The 17,704-nt window shown below is 66.0% G+C and carries 20 protein-coding genes; 4 read left to right on the forward strand and 16 right to left on the reverse strand.

Features of this window, described 5'->3' with window-relative positions; genetic code table 11:
• From mftF to mftA, 6 genes are all read right to left on the reverse strand, one after another.
• Window positions 1-1,413 (reverse strand): mycofactocin biosynthesis glycosyltransferase MftF, encoded by a 1,413-nt coding sequence (gene mftF, locus MSP7336_RS01360; protein WP_069395667.1) that lies wholly within the window; start codon window positions 1,411-1,413, stop codon window positions 1-3.
• Window positions 1,410-2,156: a mycofactocin biosynthesis peptidyl-dipeptidase MftE gene (mftE, locus tag MSP7336_RS01365; protein WP_069395668.1), complete on the reverse strand. Its 747-nt coding sequence runs from the start codon at window positions 2,154-2,156 to the stop codon at window positions 1,410-1,412. Before mftE ends, mftF begins: the two co-directional genes overlap by 4 nt.
• A gap of 122 nt (window positions 2,157-2,278) precedes the next feature.
• On the reverse strand, window positions 2,279-3,472 hold the full coding sequence (mftD, locus tag MSP7336_RS01370) for a pre-mycofactocin synthase MftD (protein ID WP_181786498.1): 1,194 nt from the start codon (window positions 3,470-3,472) through the stop codon (window positions 2,279-2,281).
• Window positions 3,473-3,474: 2 nt separating this feature from the next.
• Window positions 3,475-4,659: a mycofactocin radical SAM maturase gene (gene mftC, locus MSP7336_RS01375; RefSeq protein WP_069395670.1), complete on the reverse strand. Its 1,185-nt coding sequence runs from the start codon at window positions 4,657-4,659 to the stop codon at window positions 3,475-3,477.
• Window positions 4,656-5,018: a mycofactocin biosynthesis chaperone MftB gene (gene mftB, locus MSP7336_RS01380; RefSeq protein ID WP_372507682.1), complete on the reverse strand. Its 363-nt coding sequence runs from the start codon at window positions 5,016-5,018 to the stop codon at window positions 4,656-4,658. Before mftB ends, mftC begins: the two co-directional genes overlap by 4 nt.
• The gene (gene mftA, locus MSP7336_RS01385; protein WP_069395672.1) at window positions 5,003-5,098 is read right to left on the reverse strand and encodes a mycofactocin precursor MftA; all 96 of its coding nucleotides are present in this window, start codon (window positions 5,096-5,098) and stop codon (window positions 5,003-5,005) included. Before mftA ends, mftB begins: the two co-directional genes overlap by 16 nt.
• Window positions 5,099-5,196: 98 nt before the next feature.
• Here mftA and mftR point away from each other — a divergent pair, with 98 nt between their 5' ends.
• Both mftR and MSP7336_RS01395 read left to right on the forward strand, forming a co-directional pair.
• Window positions 5,197-5,799, forward strand: a complete 603-nt coding sequence (mftR, locus tag MSP7336_RS01390; RefSeq protein ID WP_181786500.1) for a mycofactocin system transcriptional regulator — start codon at window positions 5,197-5,199, stop codon at window positions 5,797-5,799.
• Window positions 5,796-6,839 (forward strand): DUF2332 domain-containing protein, encoded by a 1,044-nt coding sequence (locus MSP7336_RS01395; protein WP_069395674.1) that lies wholly within the window; start codon window positions 5,796-5,798, stop codon window positions 6,837-6,839. Before mftR ends, MSP7336_RS01395 begins: the two co-directional genes overlap by 4 nt.
• Window positions 6,840-6,850: 11 nt before the next feature.
• Here MSP7336_RS01395 and MSP7336_RS01400 read toward each other — a convergent pair whose 3' ends face one another.
• The 8 genes from MSP7336_RS01400 to MSP7336_RS01435 all read right to left on the reverse strand — a co-directional run bounded on the left by MSP7336_RS01400 (window position 6,851) and on the right by MSP7336_RS01435 (window position 15,174).
• Window positions 6,851-8,047 carry an NAD(P)/FAD-dependent oxidoreductase gene (locus tag MSP7336_RS01400; protein WP_069395675.1) on the reverse strand — a complete coding sequence of 399 codons (1,197 nt, stop codon included), beginning with the start codon at window positions 8,045-8,047 and terminating at the stop codon, window positions 6,851-6,853.
• Between the two features lie 36 nt (window positions 8,048-8,083).
• Complete coding sequence (locus tag MSP7336_RS01405; protein WP_113962877.1) at window positions 8,084-8,902, reverse strand: mycofactocin-coupled SDR family oxidoreductase; 819 nt, start codon at window positions 8,900-8,902, stop codon at window positions 8,084-8,086.
• Window positions 8,903-8,984: 82 nt separating this feature from the next.
• The gene (locus MSP7336_RS01410; RefSeq protein ID WP_113962878.1) at window positions 8,985-9,824 is read right to left on the reverse strand and encodes an SHOCT domain-containing protein; all 840 of its coding nucleotides are present in this window, start codon (window positions 9,822-9,824) and stop codon (window positions 8,985-8,987) included.
• A gap of 118 nt (window positions 9,825-9,942) precedes the next feature.
• Entirely contained in the window at window positions 9,943-11,133 is a 1,191-nt protein-coding gene (gene tuf, locus MSP7336_RS01415; RefSeq protein ID WP_069395678.1) for an elongation factor Tu, read from the reverse strand.
• A gap of 100 nt (window positions 11,134-11,233) precedes the next feature.
• Window positions 11,234-13,339 (reverse strand): elongation factor G, encoded by a 2,106-nt coding sequence (gene fusA, locus MSP7336_RS01420; protein WP_113962879.1) that lies wholly within the window; start codon window positions 13,337-13,339, stop codon window positions 11,234-11,236.
• Window positions 13,340-13,434: 95 nt separating this feature from the next.
• Complete coding sequence (gene rpsG, locus MSP7336_RS01425) at window positions 13,435-13,905, reverse strand: 30S ribosomal protein S7 (RefSeq protein ID WP_069395680.1); 471 nt, start codon at window positions 13,903-13,905, stop codon at window positions 13,435-13,437.
• Entirely contained in the window at window positions 13,905-14,279 is a 375-nt protein-coding gene (gene rpsL, locus MSP7336_RS01430; RefSeq protein ID WP_003879423.1) for a 30S ribosomal protein S12, read from the reverse strand. Before rpsL ends, rpsG begins: the two co-directional genes overlap by 1 nt.
• A gap of 256 nt (window positions 14,280-14,535) precedes the next feature.
• Window positions 14,536-15,174, reverse strand: coding sequence for a TetR/AcrR family transcriptional regulator (locus MSP7336_RS01435; RefSeq protein ID WP_069395749.1), 639 nt, complete (start codon window positions 15,172-15,174; stop codon window positions 14,536-14,538).
• 216 nt (window positions 15,175-15,390) lie between these two features.
• On the opposite strand from MSP7336_RS01435, the gene MSP7336_RS01440 reads away from it, so the two are divergent.
• Both MSP7336_RS01440 and MSP7336_RS01445 read left to right on the forward strand, forming a co-directional pair.
• Window positions 15,391-15,765 (forward strand): DUF3060 domain-containing protein, encoded by a 375-nt coding sequence (locus MSP7336_RS01440; protein WP_069395681.1) that lies wholly within the window; start codon window positions 15,391-15,393, stop codon window positions 15,763-15,765.
• Window positions 15,766-15,802: 37 nt separating this feature from the next.
• Window positions 15,803-16,204: a DUF3060 domain-containing protein gene (locus MSP7336_RS01445; protein WP_069395682.1), complete on the forward strand. Its 402-nt coding sequence runs from the start codon at window positions 15,803-15,805 to the stop codon at window positions 16,202-16,204.
• A 12-nt stretch (window positions 16,205-16,216) separates the two neighbouring features.
• On the opposite strand, the gene MSP7336_RS01450 is transcribed toward MSP7336_RS01445, so the two are convergent.
• Window positions 16,217-16,981: a crotonase/enoyl-CoA hydratase family protein gene (locus MSP7336_RS01450; protein WP_113962880.1), complete on the reverse strand. Its 765-nt coding sequence runs from the start codon at window positions 16,979-16,981 to the stop codon at window positions 16,217-16,219.
• Window positions 16,978-17,700, reverse strand: coding sequence for a PaaX family transcriptional regulator C-terminal domain-containing protein (locus MSP7336_RS01455; protein ID WP_113964715.1), 723 nt, complete (start codon window positions 17,698-17,700; stop codon window positions 16,978-16,980). Before MSP7336_RS01455 ends, MSP7336_RS01450 begins: the two co-directional genes overlap by 4 nt.
• Window positions 17,701-17,704: the final 4 nt, after the last annotated feature.

The raw sequence follows: 17,704 nt of genomic DNA on the forward strand, positions 1-17,704 counted from the left end.
TTAGACCCGGATCTGCGGCTTGAGCGGCTTGATGTTGCGTTGCCGCACCACTCCGTACCACAACCCGATTCCGTAGGCTAGGTCGTCGACACGTTTGAGCAGCAGATAGCTCAGCAGCCCGATCGGTCTCTCCTCGTCGTCGGTGGCGCCTCGGCGACGATACCAATCGACCACTCCGTCGACGACAGCGGCGATCAGCACCGTGCGTCGACAGTGCCGCGACACGACCGCGGCAAGCAGTGCCACCGGCCAGTAGTGCCGGCAGATTGCCGACGCCAGCTGCAGCGCCGCCGACGAGAGTCCGCGGGTAGCAACCGTCAGGACATCCCATACCTGGGTGTCAGGGCCTTCCATCGTTTTGGCGATTCGCCGTCCTGTTACCGCGGCGACAATCAGCGAGGTGAAATAACCCAACCCCGAACCGATCGCCATCAGGATCCAGGCGGCCAGCGCCCAACCGGAAATCACCAGTGGCGCGGTCTTATCCGGATGACGGTCCGACAACGGCGCTGCCGAACCGCCGTAGAACGCTTTGCGGGCCAGCCAATCGCGCAAATCGGTGCGGTGATCGTGACCCACCAATGCGATCGGCTCGTAACGCAACCGCGCACCGGCTTCCACCAGCCGCCAGCAAAGATCGACGTCTTCGCCGGAGCGCAGATTCTCATCGAAGCCACCGACGTCGATCAGCGTCGACCGACGACAGATAATCGCCGCGCTCGGAACGTAGGCCACGTGCGTGTAGGGGATGACGGGCGCCTCGTGCTGGCCGAGATCCAGCGACGAGCGCACCGCCTCGTACCGGGCCACCAAGTGATCGCTTTGCGCCAGCCCGACGATGCGCGGGGCGACCAACGCGACGGTGGGGTCGCAGAAATGACCGAGCAGTGCTTCCAGCCAGCCGCGGCGCGGAACCACGTCGGAGTCCAGAAACGCGACGAAGTCGGTCGTGCACCTGGCCAGCCCGGTGTTGCGTGCCGCCGCAGGACCGCGGCTCACCGGGTGTCGCAGCACCTGAACGTCACAGTGTGCGTCGGCGAAGTCTTCCTCCACGATGGGTGACGACGAACCGTCGTCGACGACGACGACACGCAGGCCGCGCAGCGACGCCACCAGCCGTCGTACTCCAGAAGTGTTGTTGCGCACCGGAATTACTACGGTCACGTCACGGTGCGACGGCCCGCCCGCGGGTCGCGGATGCGCCACCGTCGCATCGAGCAAGGTGCGCGCCAGCTCCGCGCTGACCGCATCCTGCACTTTGAGCCGGCCGTCGGTCAGCATGTTCTGCGCGGCCGGCGCCAGGCGCAGCAGCCGGGTAGGCGAGCCGCCCAGCAGGGTGGACCCGTGGCCGAGCACCCGCACACGGCGGTCGACCTGGACAGCGAATCCGTCCGGCAACCGTGCCTGGGTCATGTCAACATTCCGTCCGGGCCGGGTACCCAGCGTGCGACCCGGCGCACACAGCCGTCGACCATTTCAGTGAAGATCCGCTTCCCCTCGTCCGCGGTCGCCGTCGTCGGATCGCCCAACACGCCCACCTCGCTGACTGCCGCGACTCCGCCACGCCGCATCGACGGCAGCAGTTCGGCTAACGGGGCGCTGTTGCCCGCGCACCACTGTCCGGTCTGCACATCGGTCGGCGAAATATACAGCAACACTGACGTTTCGGTGTGACCGGCGTGCGCATCGGCCCCGCTCACCGTGCAGGCACACCAGGCCGCGTCACGTCCTTCGGACCGCAGCAGCCGCACCGCGCGGTTCAGTGCCGCAGCGTTGCCGCCGTGGCCGTTGACAAAGAGCAACCGCCGCGCCCAGCAGCTGGCCGACCGGCCGAACTCGATCAGCATGGTGGCCAGCGCCTCGGTGCCGATCGAGATTGTGCCGGGGAAGCTCTGATGCTCGCCGCTGTCGCCGTAGCCGATGGCCGGGGCGCTCGACCAATGCAGACCCGTCGAGAGCTCGCCAAGACGGGTGACAGCCGCGCCGGCGACGGCGGTCGCAATCCGGGTGTCGGTGTCCAGCGGCAGGTGCGGACCGTGCTGTTCGGTGGATCCGACCGGGATGATCAGGGCCTGCGGCGTGCCTCGGAGCTGGCTCGATGTCGAGCTGCCGAGTTCGCCGAGGACGGCCACTTGCCGATGGTAGGACGAATTCACCTGGCGTGCAGCGGTTGTTGATTCCTGACGGATAAATTTTTTATCGGCTGCCACTGGTCTGCTCATGATCGGTCACCACAGCCACGCCTGCCCCGCGAGTATCACGATCCCGGTCGACTCCGTCACCGGTGGTCCGCGGCGGGCACCCCCAGCGCACGGACAAACTCCGGGGGCACCACGAGGTCGTCGCGGCCGAGGTCGCGGACGGCGGCGTAGCCGAGGCCCATCAGCGCGCTGTCGATTCCGCTGCGCATGATGTCGAGCACGTTTTCCACGCCCGCTTGTCCGGCGGCGGCCAGACCCCACAGGTAGGCCCGGCCGATCATGACCGCTCGCGCGCCCAGCGCCATTGCCTTGACGACGTCGCTGCCGCGGCGGATCCCACCGTCGAGCAACACCTCGACCTGGTCGCCGACCGCATCCGCCACGGCCGGCAAAGCCCGGATTGTCGCCGGAGTTCCGTCGAGGTTGTTGCCACCGTGATTAGACACCGAGATCGCCGAAACACCCACGTCGACGGCTCTTTTGGCGTCGTCGACCCGCATCACGCCCTTGAGCATGAACGGGCCGCCCCACAGCTCGCGCAGCCACGCGATGTCTTCCCACGTCGGCGGCGGCGTCGTCATCCATTCCCCGTAGGCGCTGAAGAACGGCGGACCGGGCTCCCCCTTGCGGGCTTGGTTGGGCACCCGCAGGTTCGGCGGCCGCAGCGTCTTGGCGTACTTCCACAGCCAGCCCGGCCGGGTGATCGCCTGCGGCGAGAGCCGCAGAATCGTGCCGAGGTTCATCTGCTCGGGGATCTTCGGGCTTCCCCAGTCTCGCCCGTGCGAGAACGTCCAGTCCGTCGTCACGATCAGGCCGACGGCGCCGGCGGCGCGGGCCCGCTCGACGCGCTCGGCGATCGCGTCGCGCCCACCCAGCCAGTACACCTGGAAGAACAGTTTGGGGTTGGCGGCGATGACCTCTTCGATCGGCTTGCTGGCGAACGAGGACAGCCCCATGGCGGTGCCGCGTGCGGCGGCGGCTCGGGCAACGGCCACCTCGCCGTCCGGGTCGACCGCCTGCACACCAGTCGGCGAGATGATCACCGGAATCGAAATGTCTTGCCCCATTACGGTCGTCGAGAGATCACGCTTCTCGACGGCGCCGACCACATGAGGCGCGAAGCCCAGCTCGCTGAACGCTTCCACGTTGTCGGCGGCGGTGACGCCCCTTTCGCTGGCGGCGATCAAGGCGGCATAAACCGACTTGGGCAGGCGCCGCTGGGCGCGCCGCTGCGCGATCGCGACCGTCTCGAACCAGGTGTCCCGTGCCACCGCTATACCGGGCTTTCGTCGCACCGGCGGCGCGGCGGGCGCCGGGTCAGGGTCAGCGGCACGGGTCCGCCGGCGCGCCGGCCGTGGGAGTGGTCGCCGGCCGGGCGCGGTTTGTCGCGTTCGCGGGCCAGCGCGGGCGCACCGTGGCCTTGCACGCATTCGGGATCCGGGCCGTCCAGTGGCAGACCGGTGAAGAACTTGGCCGCCATGCAGCCGCCGCGGCAGCTGTCGTAATGGCTGCAGCTGTTGCACGCGCCGGCCGATTGCGGCTCGCGCAACTCCCGGAACAGCGGCGCGTTCTTCCAGACGTTGTCAAAACCGCCGTCGGACAACACGTTTCCTGCCAGAAAGCGGTCATGGATGGCGAATGGGCAGGCATACACGTCACCGACCGGGTCGATCAAACAGACCACCCGGCCGGCCCCGCACATGTTCAGCCCGGCCAGCGCACCGGGATCGCCGAGCCCCGACAGATGGAAGAACGAGTCACCGGTCAGCACCCGCTCGCCCTTGGCGACCAGCCAGTCGTAGAGCTGCACCTGCTGATCGGCGGTCGGGTGCAAGTCGTCCCAGACGTCGGCGCCCCGACCGGAGGGCCGCAACCGGGTGATTCGCAGCGTGGCTCCGTAACGGCTTGCCAGTGAGGCGAATTCGTCGAGCTGGCCTACGTTGTGGCGGGTAACCACCACCGAGATCTTGGCGTCGGAGAACCCTGCGGCGGCCAGGTTCTCCAGCGCCCGGATGGCCATGGCGTAGGACCCCGGGCCGCGCACCGCATCGTTGACGTCCGCGGTCGCGCCGTCCAGGGAGATCTGCACGTCGACGTAGTCGCTGGCCGCCAGCCGCGCGGCGACCTCCGGGGTGATCCGCACACCGTTGGTGGAGAACTTGACGCCCACATGGTGCGCGGTGGCGTAGTCGACGAGCTCCCAAAAGTCCGGCCGCACAGTCGGTTCGCCACCACCGATGTTGACGTAGAACACCTGCATGCGTTCCAGCTCGTCGATGATGTCCTTGCACTGCCCAGTGGAAAGCTCGCGCGGGTCACGTTTGCCCGACGACGACAGGCAGTGCACGCACGACAGGTTGCACGCGTAGGTCAGCTCCCAGGTCAAGCAGATCGGGGCATCCAGCCCGTGTTCGAACTGCTCGACGAGGCTCGGGACAGCCGATGTCGCTGATGTCACTGACACTCCCCGGGCACCAGCATGTTGGAGTCGGCCAGCACCCCGAGCGCGTGCAGGTACGGCCGCTGTTGGGCGTCCTCGACTCCGGCGGCGCGGCACGCGGCACGCGCGTCAGAGTGATCGGCCAGCGACTGCACCACGCTCAGGATCGTGCGGTTCTTCAAGAACGAAAGCCTGCGCGTGCCGAAGTGATACAGCAACGCGCCGAATGGCTCGGGGCGCACGGCGACTTGCGGGTGCAGCCGCCAGGCGACGTCGGGATCGAAACCCGGCGACGATGCGGGCCGTGCAACGGCCCGAGGAGAAGCCGGGCAATCAAACCCCTCACCGGGGCGTGGCACGGTCAGTAGACCCCGCACATGCCGTCGATGGACACCTCTTCCACCAGGGTCTCGGTGACGAGCTCGGTGTCGGCGTCGTTGTTCTGGGTCGGCTCCATGAGCTGCCTTTCCTCCTCGGGGGCTCGACAAGGGGGTGTCGGCCCGGTCACAATCTAGCCAGAATATGGCATCGAGTGCCAGAACGAAAGGGCGGGGCATGCTGCCTGGTGCGCGGGTGGGTCGGCGTCGCTCGACGACACCGCAGCACATCACCGACGTGGCTTTGGACCTGTTCGCGTCCCGCGGTTTCGCCGAGGTCAGCGTGGACGACGTCGCGCAGGCCGCCGGCATCGCCCGCCGAACCGTGTTCCGCTATTACGCCTCCAAAAACGCGATCCCATGGGGTGATTTCGACGCTCACCTGCAGCACCTGCGCGAGCTGCTCGATCAGCTGGATCCAAACATGCCGTTGGGGAAGGCGCTGCGGGCGGCATTGTTGGCGTTCAACACCTTCGACGAATCGGAAACGTTGCGGCACCGCCAGCGCATGCGCGTGATCCTGCAAACTGCTGAGCTGCAAGCGTATTCGATGACCATGTACGCCGGTTGGCGTGAGGTCATCGCGGCGTTCGTGGCGCGCCGAACCTCCACCAAGCTCGAAGACCTACTGCCACAGACAGTTGCGTGGATGATGCTCGGGGTGGCGCTGAGTGCTTATGAGCACTGGCTCGACGACGACTCCGTCTCCTTGCAGCAAGCCCTCGGGAACGCTTTCGACGTCGTCGGCGCCGGGCTGGATCGGCTGGAACGGCCCACGTGACCGGCCATCTGGTGCGCTCGCTGCGGGTGCAAGGCCGTGCCTGCGCCGAACTGGGTTCCCCGATGTACGGTGACCTGCTCGATCGAATGGCCGACGACGTCGACGCCGGCGGTGTCTTCGCCGACGTTTTGGCCGGGCACGAAGACGTTTCTTTGCGGCAGGCGGTGCCATTGCGACTGCTGGGCGGGCTGCACCGGGTGGTGCTCGACGGGCGTGCCCCGGCATTGCGTCGCTGGTATCCGAGCACCGGCGGCCAGTGGGACGCACAGGCGGCCTGGCCGGCCATCGCGCAAACCGTGCTAGAGCGGACCGAAGAGCTGCGCGCCGCGCTCGCTGTCCCGCCGCAAACCAACGAGGTGGGCCGAGCGGCCGCGCTGATCGGTGCACTTCTGATGTTGAGTCGCCGATTCGATTTGCCGATAAGGCTTTTCGAGATCGGGTGCAGTGCCGGGCTGAACCTGCGCGCGGACCACTACTGCTATCGCTATCGCGGCGGTCGGTGGGGTCGCCTCGATTCGCCGGTGAGGATCGATGACGCGTGGCGCGGGACATTGCCGCCGGACACCTCCCTACGGATCGTCGCGCGCCGGGGCTATGACATCGCGCCGATCGATGCCACCAGCCGCGACGGTGAGCTCACACTGCTGAGCTTTGTCTGGCCCGATATGACGGTGCGGCTGAGCCGGTTACGCGGTGCGATCCGCGTTGCCCGGGAGGTTCCGGTGCGGCTGCAGCGCCGCAGTGCCACCGACGCCGTCGCCGATCTCGCTGTTGCGCCGGATACGTTGACCGTGCTGTGGCATTCGATCACCTGGCAGTATCTGTCCCGCGAGGAGCAGGCAGCCGTCGCAGCCGGGATCGAAGCCGTGGCAGCACAAGCCGGGTCCCGCTCACCGTTCGTGCATCTGCGGCTGGAGCCGCAGCGACGCTCACCCGGTTCTGCGATCGCGTTTGTCGTGCAGGCCCGCAGCTGGCCCGACGGCGACGATGAATTGCTCGCAGAGTGTTCGCCGCACGGCCCGCCGGTGACCTGGGCGTAGCTTCTAGGCGGCTAGCCGAGCACGTCCGAAATCGGCGCGGCTGCAGCGATTTTGGCGCGTGTCTTCATCACTTTGCCGGGCATGCCGGCGCCCACGACACCGGCCACCACGCCGTCTCGTTCGTAGTACGCCAGGAACCGGCGGCCGTCGTCTTCGACCAGATGCACGATGTCGGTGGCCTGCGGCTCGCCCAGACATTGGATCTTGACGTCGTACTGGTCGCTCCAGAAGTACGGCACGACGGGCTTCGTCGGCACGTCTTGGCCCAGCAGATCGGGCACCACGACGCGCGCCTGTTCGGCCACGTTGCTCCAATGCTCCACCCGCACTTGGTGCCCCGTCGGGTCGCGCCAGGACGCGACGTCGCCGAGCGCCCACACATTGGGAGCGCTGGTACGGCCGGCGGCATCGCAGACCACCCCGTTGTCCACCTCGATGCCACTGCCCTCGAGCCACTCGGTGGCCGGGCGCGACCCGATCCCGACCACCACCAGGTCGGCAGTCACCTCGGTGCCATCGGTCAGCACCACGGTGTCGACGTCGTCTTGACCACGAACCTCGGCGACACCGACGCCGGTGCGCACGTCGACACCCTCGGCGCGGTGCAGCCGCGCTACCAGCTCACCGATCTGCTCACCGAGGACCAGCGCCAGCGGGGCGGGCTGCGGTTCGACGAGCACCACCTCGACCCCCATACCGCGCAGGCTGGCCGCGACCTCGCAACCGATGAAGCCGGCCCCGACCACGACGGCTCGATGTGCGCTCGCCGCGTGCTTGCGCAGCGCGAGGCTTTCGTCGTACGACCGCAACACCCGGATGCCGTCGAGGTCGGGAAACGCCGGAATGCGCCGCGGCACCAGGCCGGTCGCGATGACGAGCTTGTCGTAGCCCAGCACCGTCCCGTCGCTCACAGTCACCGTCTGCGCGACGGTGTCCACGCTGGTGGCTGCCGATTCGAGGCGCAACGTGATGTCGTGTTCGTCGTAGAACTCCCGCGGCTTGAGGGTCACGTCGTCGACCTCGCTGCGCAGCACCTCTTTGGACAGCGGCGGCCGGTCGTACGGGAGACGCGCTTCGTTGCTGACGATGGTCACCGGACCGGTGTACTCGGATTTGCGGAGTTGTTCGGCGGTCCGTGCCGCCGCGAGCCCCCCGCCGACGATCACGATCCCGTTGCCTGCGCTACTGGTCACGTGGAGTTCATACACGATCCCGCCCGCCGATGGGGGCGGTACCCCAGGGGCCTAGTACTTCAAGACGCCCTTGTCGACCGGGATCTGCGCCCCCGTCAACGTGCCCGAGCCGGGGCCCGCGAGCCAGGCGACGACGTCGGCGACTTCGTCGGCGCTCATGAACCCCTTGGGCTGCAACAGCATCGGCCCGAAGCTGTGTATGTAATGCGGGTGCTCGGCGAACACTTGCATCATCAGGTCGGGCTCGATCATCGGTGTGTCGACCGAATACGGGTGAATGGAGTTGACCCGGATGCCGAACTCGCTGAGCTCGATTGCCAGCGTATTGGTCAGCGCGACGAGTCCGTGTTTGGTCGCCGAGTAGTGGCCGTTTCCCGGCGTGGCCTTGAGGCCGGCCGAGGAGCTGACCACCACGATCGAGCCGCCGTTGCCGGCCTCGATCATCGCGGGCACTGCGGCGCGCAGCGTGCGCCAAGTGCCGGTCAGGTTGACGTCGATGACGGTGTTCCACTGCTCGTCGGTGAGCTCCCAGATGCGCCCCCAGTTGAGTACTCCGGCGTTGGCGACCAGGATGTCGAGCCGGCCGAATTGCTCGACGCCGTCGGCAACCAGCTGACGCAGCGCCGCGTCGTCGCGGATATCGACTTCGTGGGCCAGGATCTTGCGTCCTTCGGCCTCCACCGCGCGGACGGTCTCGGCGAGATCCTCCGGGGTGGCCGGCTTGTAGGTGAGGCAGTCCGACACCGGCGCACAGATGTCCAGCGCCATGATGTCGGCGCCCTCCCGCGCCAGCCGGACGGCGTGCGAGCGTCCCTGACCGCGAGCAGCACCGGTGACAAATGCCACCCGCCCTTGCAATGGTGCGGACACTGCAGCCCCTTTCGCCGACTCACGCTCAGGCTAGCAGCTAAACTGAAACGTGTTCTAGTCGGCGGGCGGACTCCGGTTCTAGTCAGATCTCAGCGATGATCTGTGCCCGCTTGTTGGCGTACTCCTCGTCGGTCAGCGCACCCGACTGACGCAGTCTCTCCAGCTCCTGTAGCCGTTCGCCGATCGATATTTCCGGTGATGCGCCCACAGCTGCCGACGTCACCGCCGGTTGGCCGACGGACGCCGGCGCGGGTTGGGCCTGCTGCTCGACAGCCCGACGCACCACCGCCTGAATCTGCTGGCGGACCATCGGATTCGAGCGCACGTCGACCATCTGGTTCAGCGCGATGTTGTTGGCCTTGAGGATCTGCAGGATCTCCATGAGCGGCCCCGCTTGTCCGCTCAGGTCGTAAGTCTTGTTGTCCTCGGCCAAGGTGAACTGTGCAGGCACCAAACCATTGACCAAAGCGCTTCGCTCCCAGTCGATTCGGTACTCCTGGGTGTTGGGATCGACGAGCACCACCAGCTTGCGCGCGGTGATGTTGCCGAGTCGGCTGACGCTCGCGATCACCCGATCTTCGGTGTCAAAAGCGGTGAATCCGGATCCGGCGATGCGCAACTGCAGTTTGACCAGCGGTTGCTCGTTGATGCGTGTGCCGGTCTCTTTGATCGCCATGATCTGTGCCAGCGCCAGCACTCCGCTCTGCTCGAGCTGTTGTACCTTCGCGGCGGATTTGGCGCTGAAGCTGGTCAGCCCCAGCGCGATCAGTACGTCTGCTGCGGTGAGCAGCAGACCGACGTAGAACATCCACTTCAGCTCGGTGAGTTGTCCGAGTGCGAAGTAGACCGCCAGAAATATCGGCCCGACCAGGCCGCCGCACAGCAGCACGAACAGTTGGGTTTTGACGTAACGCCACAGCATGATCCGCCGTCCTCTCTCCTCGGGCGGTTTGCCGGAGATTGAATGAGACTAGCGCGCAACGCAATGCGGCGCTCACCCTTTCGGATGAGCGCCGCATTGCGGTTTGCGTAGCGCGGGGCTACTTGATGATCTTCGTGACCCGGCCGGCGCCCACGGTGCGCCCACCCTCACGGATCGCGAAGCGCAGACCCTCGTCCATGGCGACAGGCTGGATCAGCTTCACCTGGATGTTGGTGTTGTCACCGGGCATCACCATCTCGGTGCCCTCCGGCAGCGTCACCACACCGGTCACGTCGGTGGTGCGGAAGTAGAACTGCGGACGGTAGTTGTTGAAGAACGGCGTGTGCCGCCCACCCTCGTCCTTGGACAGCACGTACACCTGGCCCTCGAACTCGGTGTGCGGGGTGGTGGTGCCCGGCTTGGTCACCACCTGGCCGCGCTCGACGTCCTCACGCTTCACACCGCGCAACAACAGACCGACGTTGTCGCCGGCCTGCCCCTGGTCGAGCAGCTTGCGGAACATCTCCACACCGGTGACGGTGGTCTTGGTGGTTTCCGGCCGGATGCCGACGATCTCGACTTCCTCGTTGACGTTGATCACACCGCGCTCGACACGGCCGGTGACGACCGTGCCACGGCCGGTGATGGTGAACACGTCCTCGACGGGCATCAGGAACGGCTTGTCGGTCTCGCGGACCGGGTCCGGAATCGACTCGTCGACGGCGGTCATCAGCTCCTCGATGCTGCCGACCCACTTCGGGTCGCCCTCGAGCGCCTTGAGCGCCGATACCCGGATGACGGGAGCATCCTCGTCGAACTCCTGGGCGGCCAGCAGCTCGCGGACCTCCATCTCGACGAGCTCGAGCAGCTCCTCGTCGTCGACCATGTCGGCCTTGTTCAGCGCCACCAGGATGTAGGGCACCCCGACCTGGCGGGCAAGCAGCACGTGCTCGCGGGTCTGCGGCATCGGCCCGTCCGTGGCGGCGACAACCAGGATCGCGCCGTCCATCTGGGCGGCCCCGGTGATCATGTTCTTGATGTAGTCGGCGTGGCCCGGCGCGTCGACGTGGGCGTAGTGCCGTTTCTCGGTCTGGTACTCCACGTGCGCGATGTTGATCGTGATGCCGCGCTGACGTTCCTCGGGCGCGTTGTCGATCTGGTCGAATGCCTTCGACTCGTTCAAGTCCGGGTACTTGTCGTGCAAAACCTTGGTGATAGCCGCGGTCAGCGTGGTCTTGCCGTGGTCAACGTGACCGATGGTCCCGATGTTGACGTGCGGCTTCGTCCGCTCGAACTTCGCCTTCGCCACTTCTGTGTCCTCCTGGACTGGTTGGTGCTCGTTAAAGCAGTGTGGATTTCTTCAGTTGTGCCGCGGTACTGACCGGGCAAGCTTACTCGTAAGGGTCTGGCTACTCGCCCGTCGCCTTAGCGATGATCTCCTTCGACACGTTCGCCGGCACTTCAGCGTACGAGTCGAACACCATGGAGTAGTTCGCCCGGCCCTGGGTCTTCGACCGCAGATCGCCGACGTAGCCGAACATCTCCGACAGCGGCACATGCGCTTTGACCACACGTGCACCTGCCCGCTCCTCCATGGCCTGGATTTGGCCACGGCGGGAGTTCAGGTCGCCGATCACGTCGCCCATGTAATCCTCGGGCGTGGTGACCTCGACAGCCATGATCGGTTCCAGGATCACCGGCTGAGCCTGTGCAGCCGCTTTCTTCAGCGCCTGCGAACCGGCGATCTTGAACGCCATTTCCGACGAGTCCACCTCGTGGAACGCGCCGTCTTCCAGCGTGACCTTGAGATTCACCAGCGGATAGCCGGCCAGCACACCGTATTGCATGGCGTCCTGGGCTCCGGCGTCCACCGACGGGATGTACTCGCGGGGCACCCGTCCGCCGGTGACCTTGTTCTCGAACTCGTAGGTGGCGCCGTCTTCGCCGGTGAACGGCTCGACGGTGATGATGACCTTCGCGAACTGGCCCGAGCCGCCGGTCTGCTTCTTGTGGGTGTACTCGACGTGCTCGACCTTGCGGCGAATCGTCTCTTTGTACGCCACCTGCGGCTTGCCGACGTTGGCCTCGACCTTGAATTCGCGGCGCATGCGGTCAACCAGGATGTCCAGGTGCAGCTCACCCATCCCGCCGATGACGGTCTGGCCGGTCTCCTGATCCAGGTGCACCTTGAAGGTCGGGTCCTCCTCGGCGAGCTTCTGGATCGACAGGCTCAGCTTCTCCTGGTCGCTCTTGGTCTTGGGCTCGATGGCCACCTCGATCACCGGGTCGGGGAACGTCATCGACTCCAGCACGACCTGGTCGTTCGGATCGCACAGCGTGTCCCCGGTGGTGGTGTCCTTCAGGCCGATGACCGCGTAGATGTGTCCGGCCGATGCACGCTCGACAGGGTTCTCCTTGTTCGAGTGCATCTGGAACAGCTTGCCCAGCCGCTCCTTCTTGCCCTTGGTGGCGTTGATCACCTGGCTGCCCGACTCGACGGTGCCCGAGTAGACCCGGATGTAGGTCAGCTTCCCGAAGAACGGGTGCGTGGCGATCTTGAACGCCAGCGCCGAGAACGGCTCGTCGGTGCTGGCGCGCCGCACGATCTCCTCGTCCTCATTACCGGGCGCGTGCCCGGTGGCGGGCGGCAGATCCAGTGGCGACGGCAGATAGTCGACCACCGCGTCGAGCATCGGCTGCACGCCCTTGTTCTTGAACGCGCTGCCGCACAGCACCGGGTAGATCTCGCTGGCGATGGTGAGCTTGCGGATCGCGGCTTTGATCTCGTCGACACTGATTTCCTCGCCGCCGACGTACTTCTCCAGCAGCTCCTCGTCGGTTTCGGCGACGACCTCAAGCAGCTTGGTGCGGTATTCCTCGGCGGTCTCGGCCAATTCGGCCGGGATGTCGATGGTGTCGTAGGTCTCGCCGAGTTTGGTTTCGCCGCGCCAGACCTTGGCGTTCATCTCGACCAGGTCGACGACACCCTCGAATTCACTCTCGGAACCGATCGGCAACTGGATCGGCACGGCGTTGGCGCCGAGCCGCTCCTCCATCGTCTTGACCGAGAAGTAGAAGTCCGCGCCGATCTTGTCCATCTTGTTGACGAAACAGATCCGCGGCACGTTGTACTTGTCGGCCTGTCGCCACACCTGCTCGGACTGCGGCTCAACACCCTCCTTGCCGTCGAACACCGCGACGGCACCGTCGAGTACCCGCAGGTTGCGCTCCACCTCGACGGTGAAGTCGACGTGGCCCGGGGTGTCAATGATGTTGAGCTGGTGGTCTTTCCAGAACGTGGTGGTGGCGGCGGAGGTGATGGTGATCCCCCGCTCTTGCTCCTGCTCCATCCAGTCCATGGTGGCGGCGCCGTCGTGCACCTCACCGATCTTGTAGTTGATGCCGGTGTAGTAGAGGATGCGCTCGGTCGTCGTCGTCTTGCCGGCATCGATGTGCGCCATGATGCCGAAGTTGCGTACCTTGCTCAGGTCAGTCAGCACGTCCTTCTGTGCCACAGAAGTCTTCCCACTCTTTCGGTTACTCAGTTGATGTCTTGGTTAATGTCTTGTCGCCGTCGGCCACCCTGCCGACGGAATCGCCTCAGCAGCTCCTACCAGCGATAGTGCGCGAAGGCCCGGTTCGCCTCGGCCATCTTGTGGGTGTCCTCACGCCGCTTCACGGAGGCCCCGAGGCCGTTGCTGGCATCCAGGATCTCGTTTGCCAGGCGCTCGATCATGGTCTTTTCTCGCCGTTGCCGGGAGAAGGTGACCAGCCACCGCAACGCCAGCGTGGTGGACCGGTCCGGCCGCACCTCGACGGGCACCTGATAGGTGGCACCACCGACGCGGCGGCTGCGCACCTCCAATGCCGGCTTTACGTTGTCGAGGGCTCGCTTGAGCGTGATCACCGGATCGGTGCCGGTCTTCTCGCGAGCGTGTTCGAGCGCACCATAAACAATGCGTTCGGCGAGCGATTTCTTCCCTTTCAGGAGAACTTTGTTGACCAGCTGGGTCACCAGTTGCGACCCGTAGACCGGGTCGTTGACCAGCGGACGCTTTGGCGCGGGCCCCTTGCGCGGCATCAGCTCTTCTCCTTCTTGGCGCCGTAGCGGCTGCGGGCCTGCTTGCGGTTCTTGACGCCCTGGGTGTCCAGCGAGCCGCGGATGATCTTGTAGCGGACGCCCGGCAGGTCCTTCACTCGGCCGCCGCGCACCAGCACCATCGAGTGCTCCTGCAGGTTGTGCCCCTCGCCCGGGATGTAAGCCGTGACCTCAACCTGGCTGGTCAGCTTGACGCGCGCCACCTTCCGAAGGGCCGAGTTCGGCTTCTTCGGGGTGGTGGTGTACACGCGAGTGCACACGCCACGACGCTGAGGGCTGCCCTTGAGCGCCGCGGTCTTGACCTTGCCGATCTTGTCGCGGCGTCCCTTGCGCACCAGCTGCTGAATGGTTGGCATCTACCAGCTTTCTGTTGTAAGTCCCTGTACTGCAGTTATCCCCGCCCCGAGTCGGACCCGCTACCCCGCGGCCGGGTGTGTCGCACGCGTCGGCCCCGAATTCATCCGTGGCGTCATGGACATGCGAATGGGCCCGGCCTGCGCACCTTGGCTCACCCAAGGCGCCGTACGGGGCCAGGCACGATCCTCCACAATACCTGCCGCTGGTCGCGCTGGTCAAAAGCGACGGCGTCCCGTCGGCACGGCCGCGATCAGGTTAGCCGCCGGTGGCTGCGCTGCGGCGCTCGATGCCCGCCGCCAGACGCAACACCATGTCGGAGAACAAGGTGTCGGTGTCGATGATGTCGGCCATGGCACCGGTCATTTCCAGCAGCACAAACCCGTGCATTGCCGACCAGAACTCCAGCGCCGCGTAGAAGGCTTGTTCGGCGTTCAGACCGTAGGAGGACAACACCGCCATTACCGGTGCGGCCGCCGCCCGGGTCGCGGCGGCGAATTCGGGGTCATCCCCGCTCAGTGGCATCCGGGTGAACGCCGAGTATCGGCCCGGGTGGTGGTGGGCGTAGCTGCGGTACGCACCGGCCATGACCAGCACCGCATCGTCGCCGACGCGGCCCTCGGCGACCCGGTTGAGCATCGTGATGATGTCGTCGATCACCCGCATGCGCACCGTGCGGCGCAGGTCGTCCAGGCTGTGCACGTGGTTGTACAGCGACGGCCCCTTGGTTCCCAGCTGGGTCGCCAACGCGTTGATGGTCAGTGCGTCCCAGCCTTCCCGGTCCAGGAAAGTCAGCGCGGCGTTGATGATGATCTCGCGGCTAAGCCTCGTCGGGCGCGCGACGGACTTGCCCCCGGCACGTGACCGACCGGCCAGAGGGTCGGGGTCAGCTGGCATGGCAATCGCCCTTCGAAGTGCGTAGACGCGCGTGCGCGACGGATCGTCGTTCAGCAAAAACTCTAGTCTGCCGACGACGCTGGCCGCGGGAGGCGGCCCGACATCGAGCCGACTATCGGCGCCGTCTGCAAAAGCACCGAAGACGGCTTCCGTGCCTGGCCAACGCACGTAGGCTCTGCTCTAGCAGAGCACCCGCTACGGCGAGAGGAGCCCGCGGTGAACTGGACGACCCCCCGCCGCCTGTTGGCTGCCGGCGCGGTGGCAATCCCGTTGCTGGTTGCCGGTGGCGCGCCGGCTGGGCTCGCCAAAAACGGCGATACCCACGTCACCGGCGAAGGTGTCGAGCAGACGATCGACTGCAACAACGCCACGCTCTACGTCAACGGCACACGCAATACCGTCAACGCGCTGGGAACCTGCTGGGCGGTGACGGTCATGGGTTCCGGTAACACCGTGGTCGCCGACACCGTCATCAACGACATCATCGTCTACGGCTCCGACGAAACGGTGCTGTATCGCAACGGCGACCCGGTCGTCTGGGACCGCGGCCGGGAACTGGGCATGACCAACCGGATCAACCGCGCGGCGTGACAGCGCGTGACAGCGGCAACCATCGAATCGAGGAACAATGCGCGCGCACAGATTCTTCGCCCTGGCCGCCCTCGCGGTCATCGCGCTCGCCGGCTGCGGTTCGAACGACAAGCAGGCCAGCCCGTCGACCAGCAGCACCACCGGAACCTCCGGTGCACAGTTGGAGGTCGGAAACACCATCAACTACGGCTCTTTCGGCACCACCACCGAGCTCGACTGCGGCGACGGAAAGTCGCTGAATGTTGGCGGCTCCAACAACACGCTGACCGTCACCGGCACCTGCTCGACGGTGAGCATCGGCGGCGCCGACAACAAAATCACCTTCGACAAGATCGACAAGCGGCTCAACATCGTCGGCCTGAACAACACGATCACCTACAAAGACGGCGACCCCCAAGTCGAGAATCTGGGGAACAACAACACCGTCAACAAGGGCTAGTCGGCGACCGGGCTAAGCGCTGGCTCCGTGGCGCCCGGCGCCGGCGGCAAAGCGGCTGGCGCCTGCCATCGCTTCGGCCGAAACGCGCGAGATGCTCGCGAATTCGTAATCCATCGCCTCGGATTCGGCCATGCCCCATTGGTTCAGCGCCGACAGCCGATCCGACCGCATGCACTGTTGCGGCAGGGCAGCAAGCTGGGCGGCCAGCTCCTCGGCTGCCGCGCGGGCTTGCCCCTGGGGCACAACGCGATTGGCCAACCCGATCGCCAACGCTTCGGCGGCGTCGACGCCGCGACCGGTCAGAATCATGTCCATCGCCCGGCTCTGCCCGATAAGTCGCGGTAGCCGGATGGTACCGCCGTCGATCAGCGGCACACCCCAGCGCCGACAGAACACCCCGAACACGGCGTCTTCCTCGGCGACCCGCAGATCGCACCACAGCGCCAATTCCAGCCCGCCGGCCACCGCGTATCCACTCACCGCGGCGATCACCGGTTTCGACAGCACCATGCGGGTCGGACCCATCGGGCCTGGTCCCGTCCGGTGTACCGCGTTGGCTTCGGGTGTCCCGATCGCCTTCAAATCCGCGCCGGCGCAGAATGTTCCGTGATCGCCCCATAGCACCGCCACCGACGCCGAGTCGTCGTGGTCGAACTCTTGGAACGCTTCGTACAGCGCCGTGGCCGTCGGGCCGTTGACAGCATTCCGGGCTTCTGGCCGGTTCAAAATCACCGTCGTGACCGGGCCATTGCGCTCTACTCGCACAGGGTCGCTCATGTCGCCTCCACTAGTTGAACACCGTTGCGCCGCTTCGTCAGTTCGGCGGCGAAGTCGTGATAGGCCGCGCGCACCTGCGCACCCGGCCAGTCGTCGGGCAGCAGTTCTGCCGGCAGCATCGGGTCACTGAGCAGGTGGCGCACCATTGCGGCGGCCACCATGAACCTTTCCGGAATCCCCGAGGCGGTGGTCATTTCGTCGAGCAGGCGGTAGCCGGTCTCGGCCCAACCGGGCAGGTCCCAGAGTTGGCCGGCCAGCTCGGCGGGTGCGTCGTCGTGGGCCGTGATGACGCGCACCAACGCGCGGACATCGGTGCTCAGCTCGAGATCCAGGTTGTCCGGACGCATCCAGACACCTTCGCGCAGTTCACCGAACCGCTTGTTGTACAAGGTGGTTCGTAATGCAGCGCGGGTTCGCGCGTCGGACCCGACGCTGGTGACGATCAGCATGATCCAGCTGCCGCGCCACGGTCGGGTGCGCAGGCTTATCGCCTCGTCCTGACGACGCTGCCGGGCCAGGAGCCGATCGGAGAGCCGGTAGCCGTCGGCAGACCGGATCAGATCACCGGCACTGACCATGCGCGTCAATGCGACACGCAAGGTGGATTCCTTGATACCGAAATCGCTGGTGAGCCTGACCAATTCGGCGGCAGTGGCCCATGCCGGATGTGCGCCGAGCAGCACCGACAGCACCACCGACCGGGCTGTCATGCGCGCCAGCGTC

Source organism: Mycobacterium shimoidei (genome assembly GCF_900417275.1).
Lineage (GTDB): Bacteria > Actinomycetota > Actinomycetes > Mycobacteriales > Mycobacteriaceae > Mycobacterium > Mycobacterium shimoidei.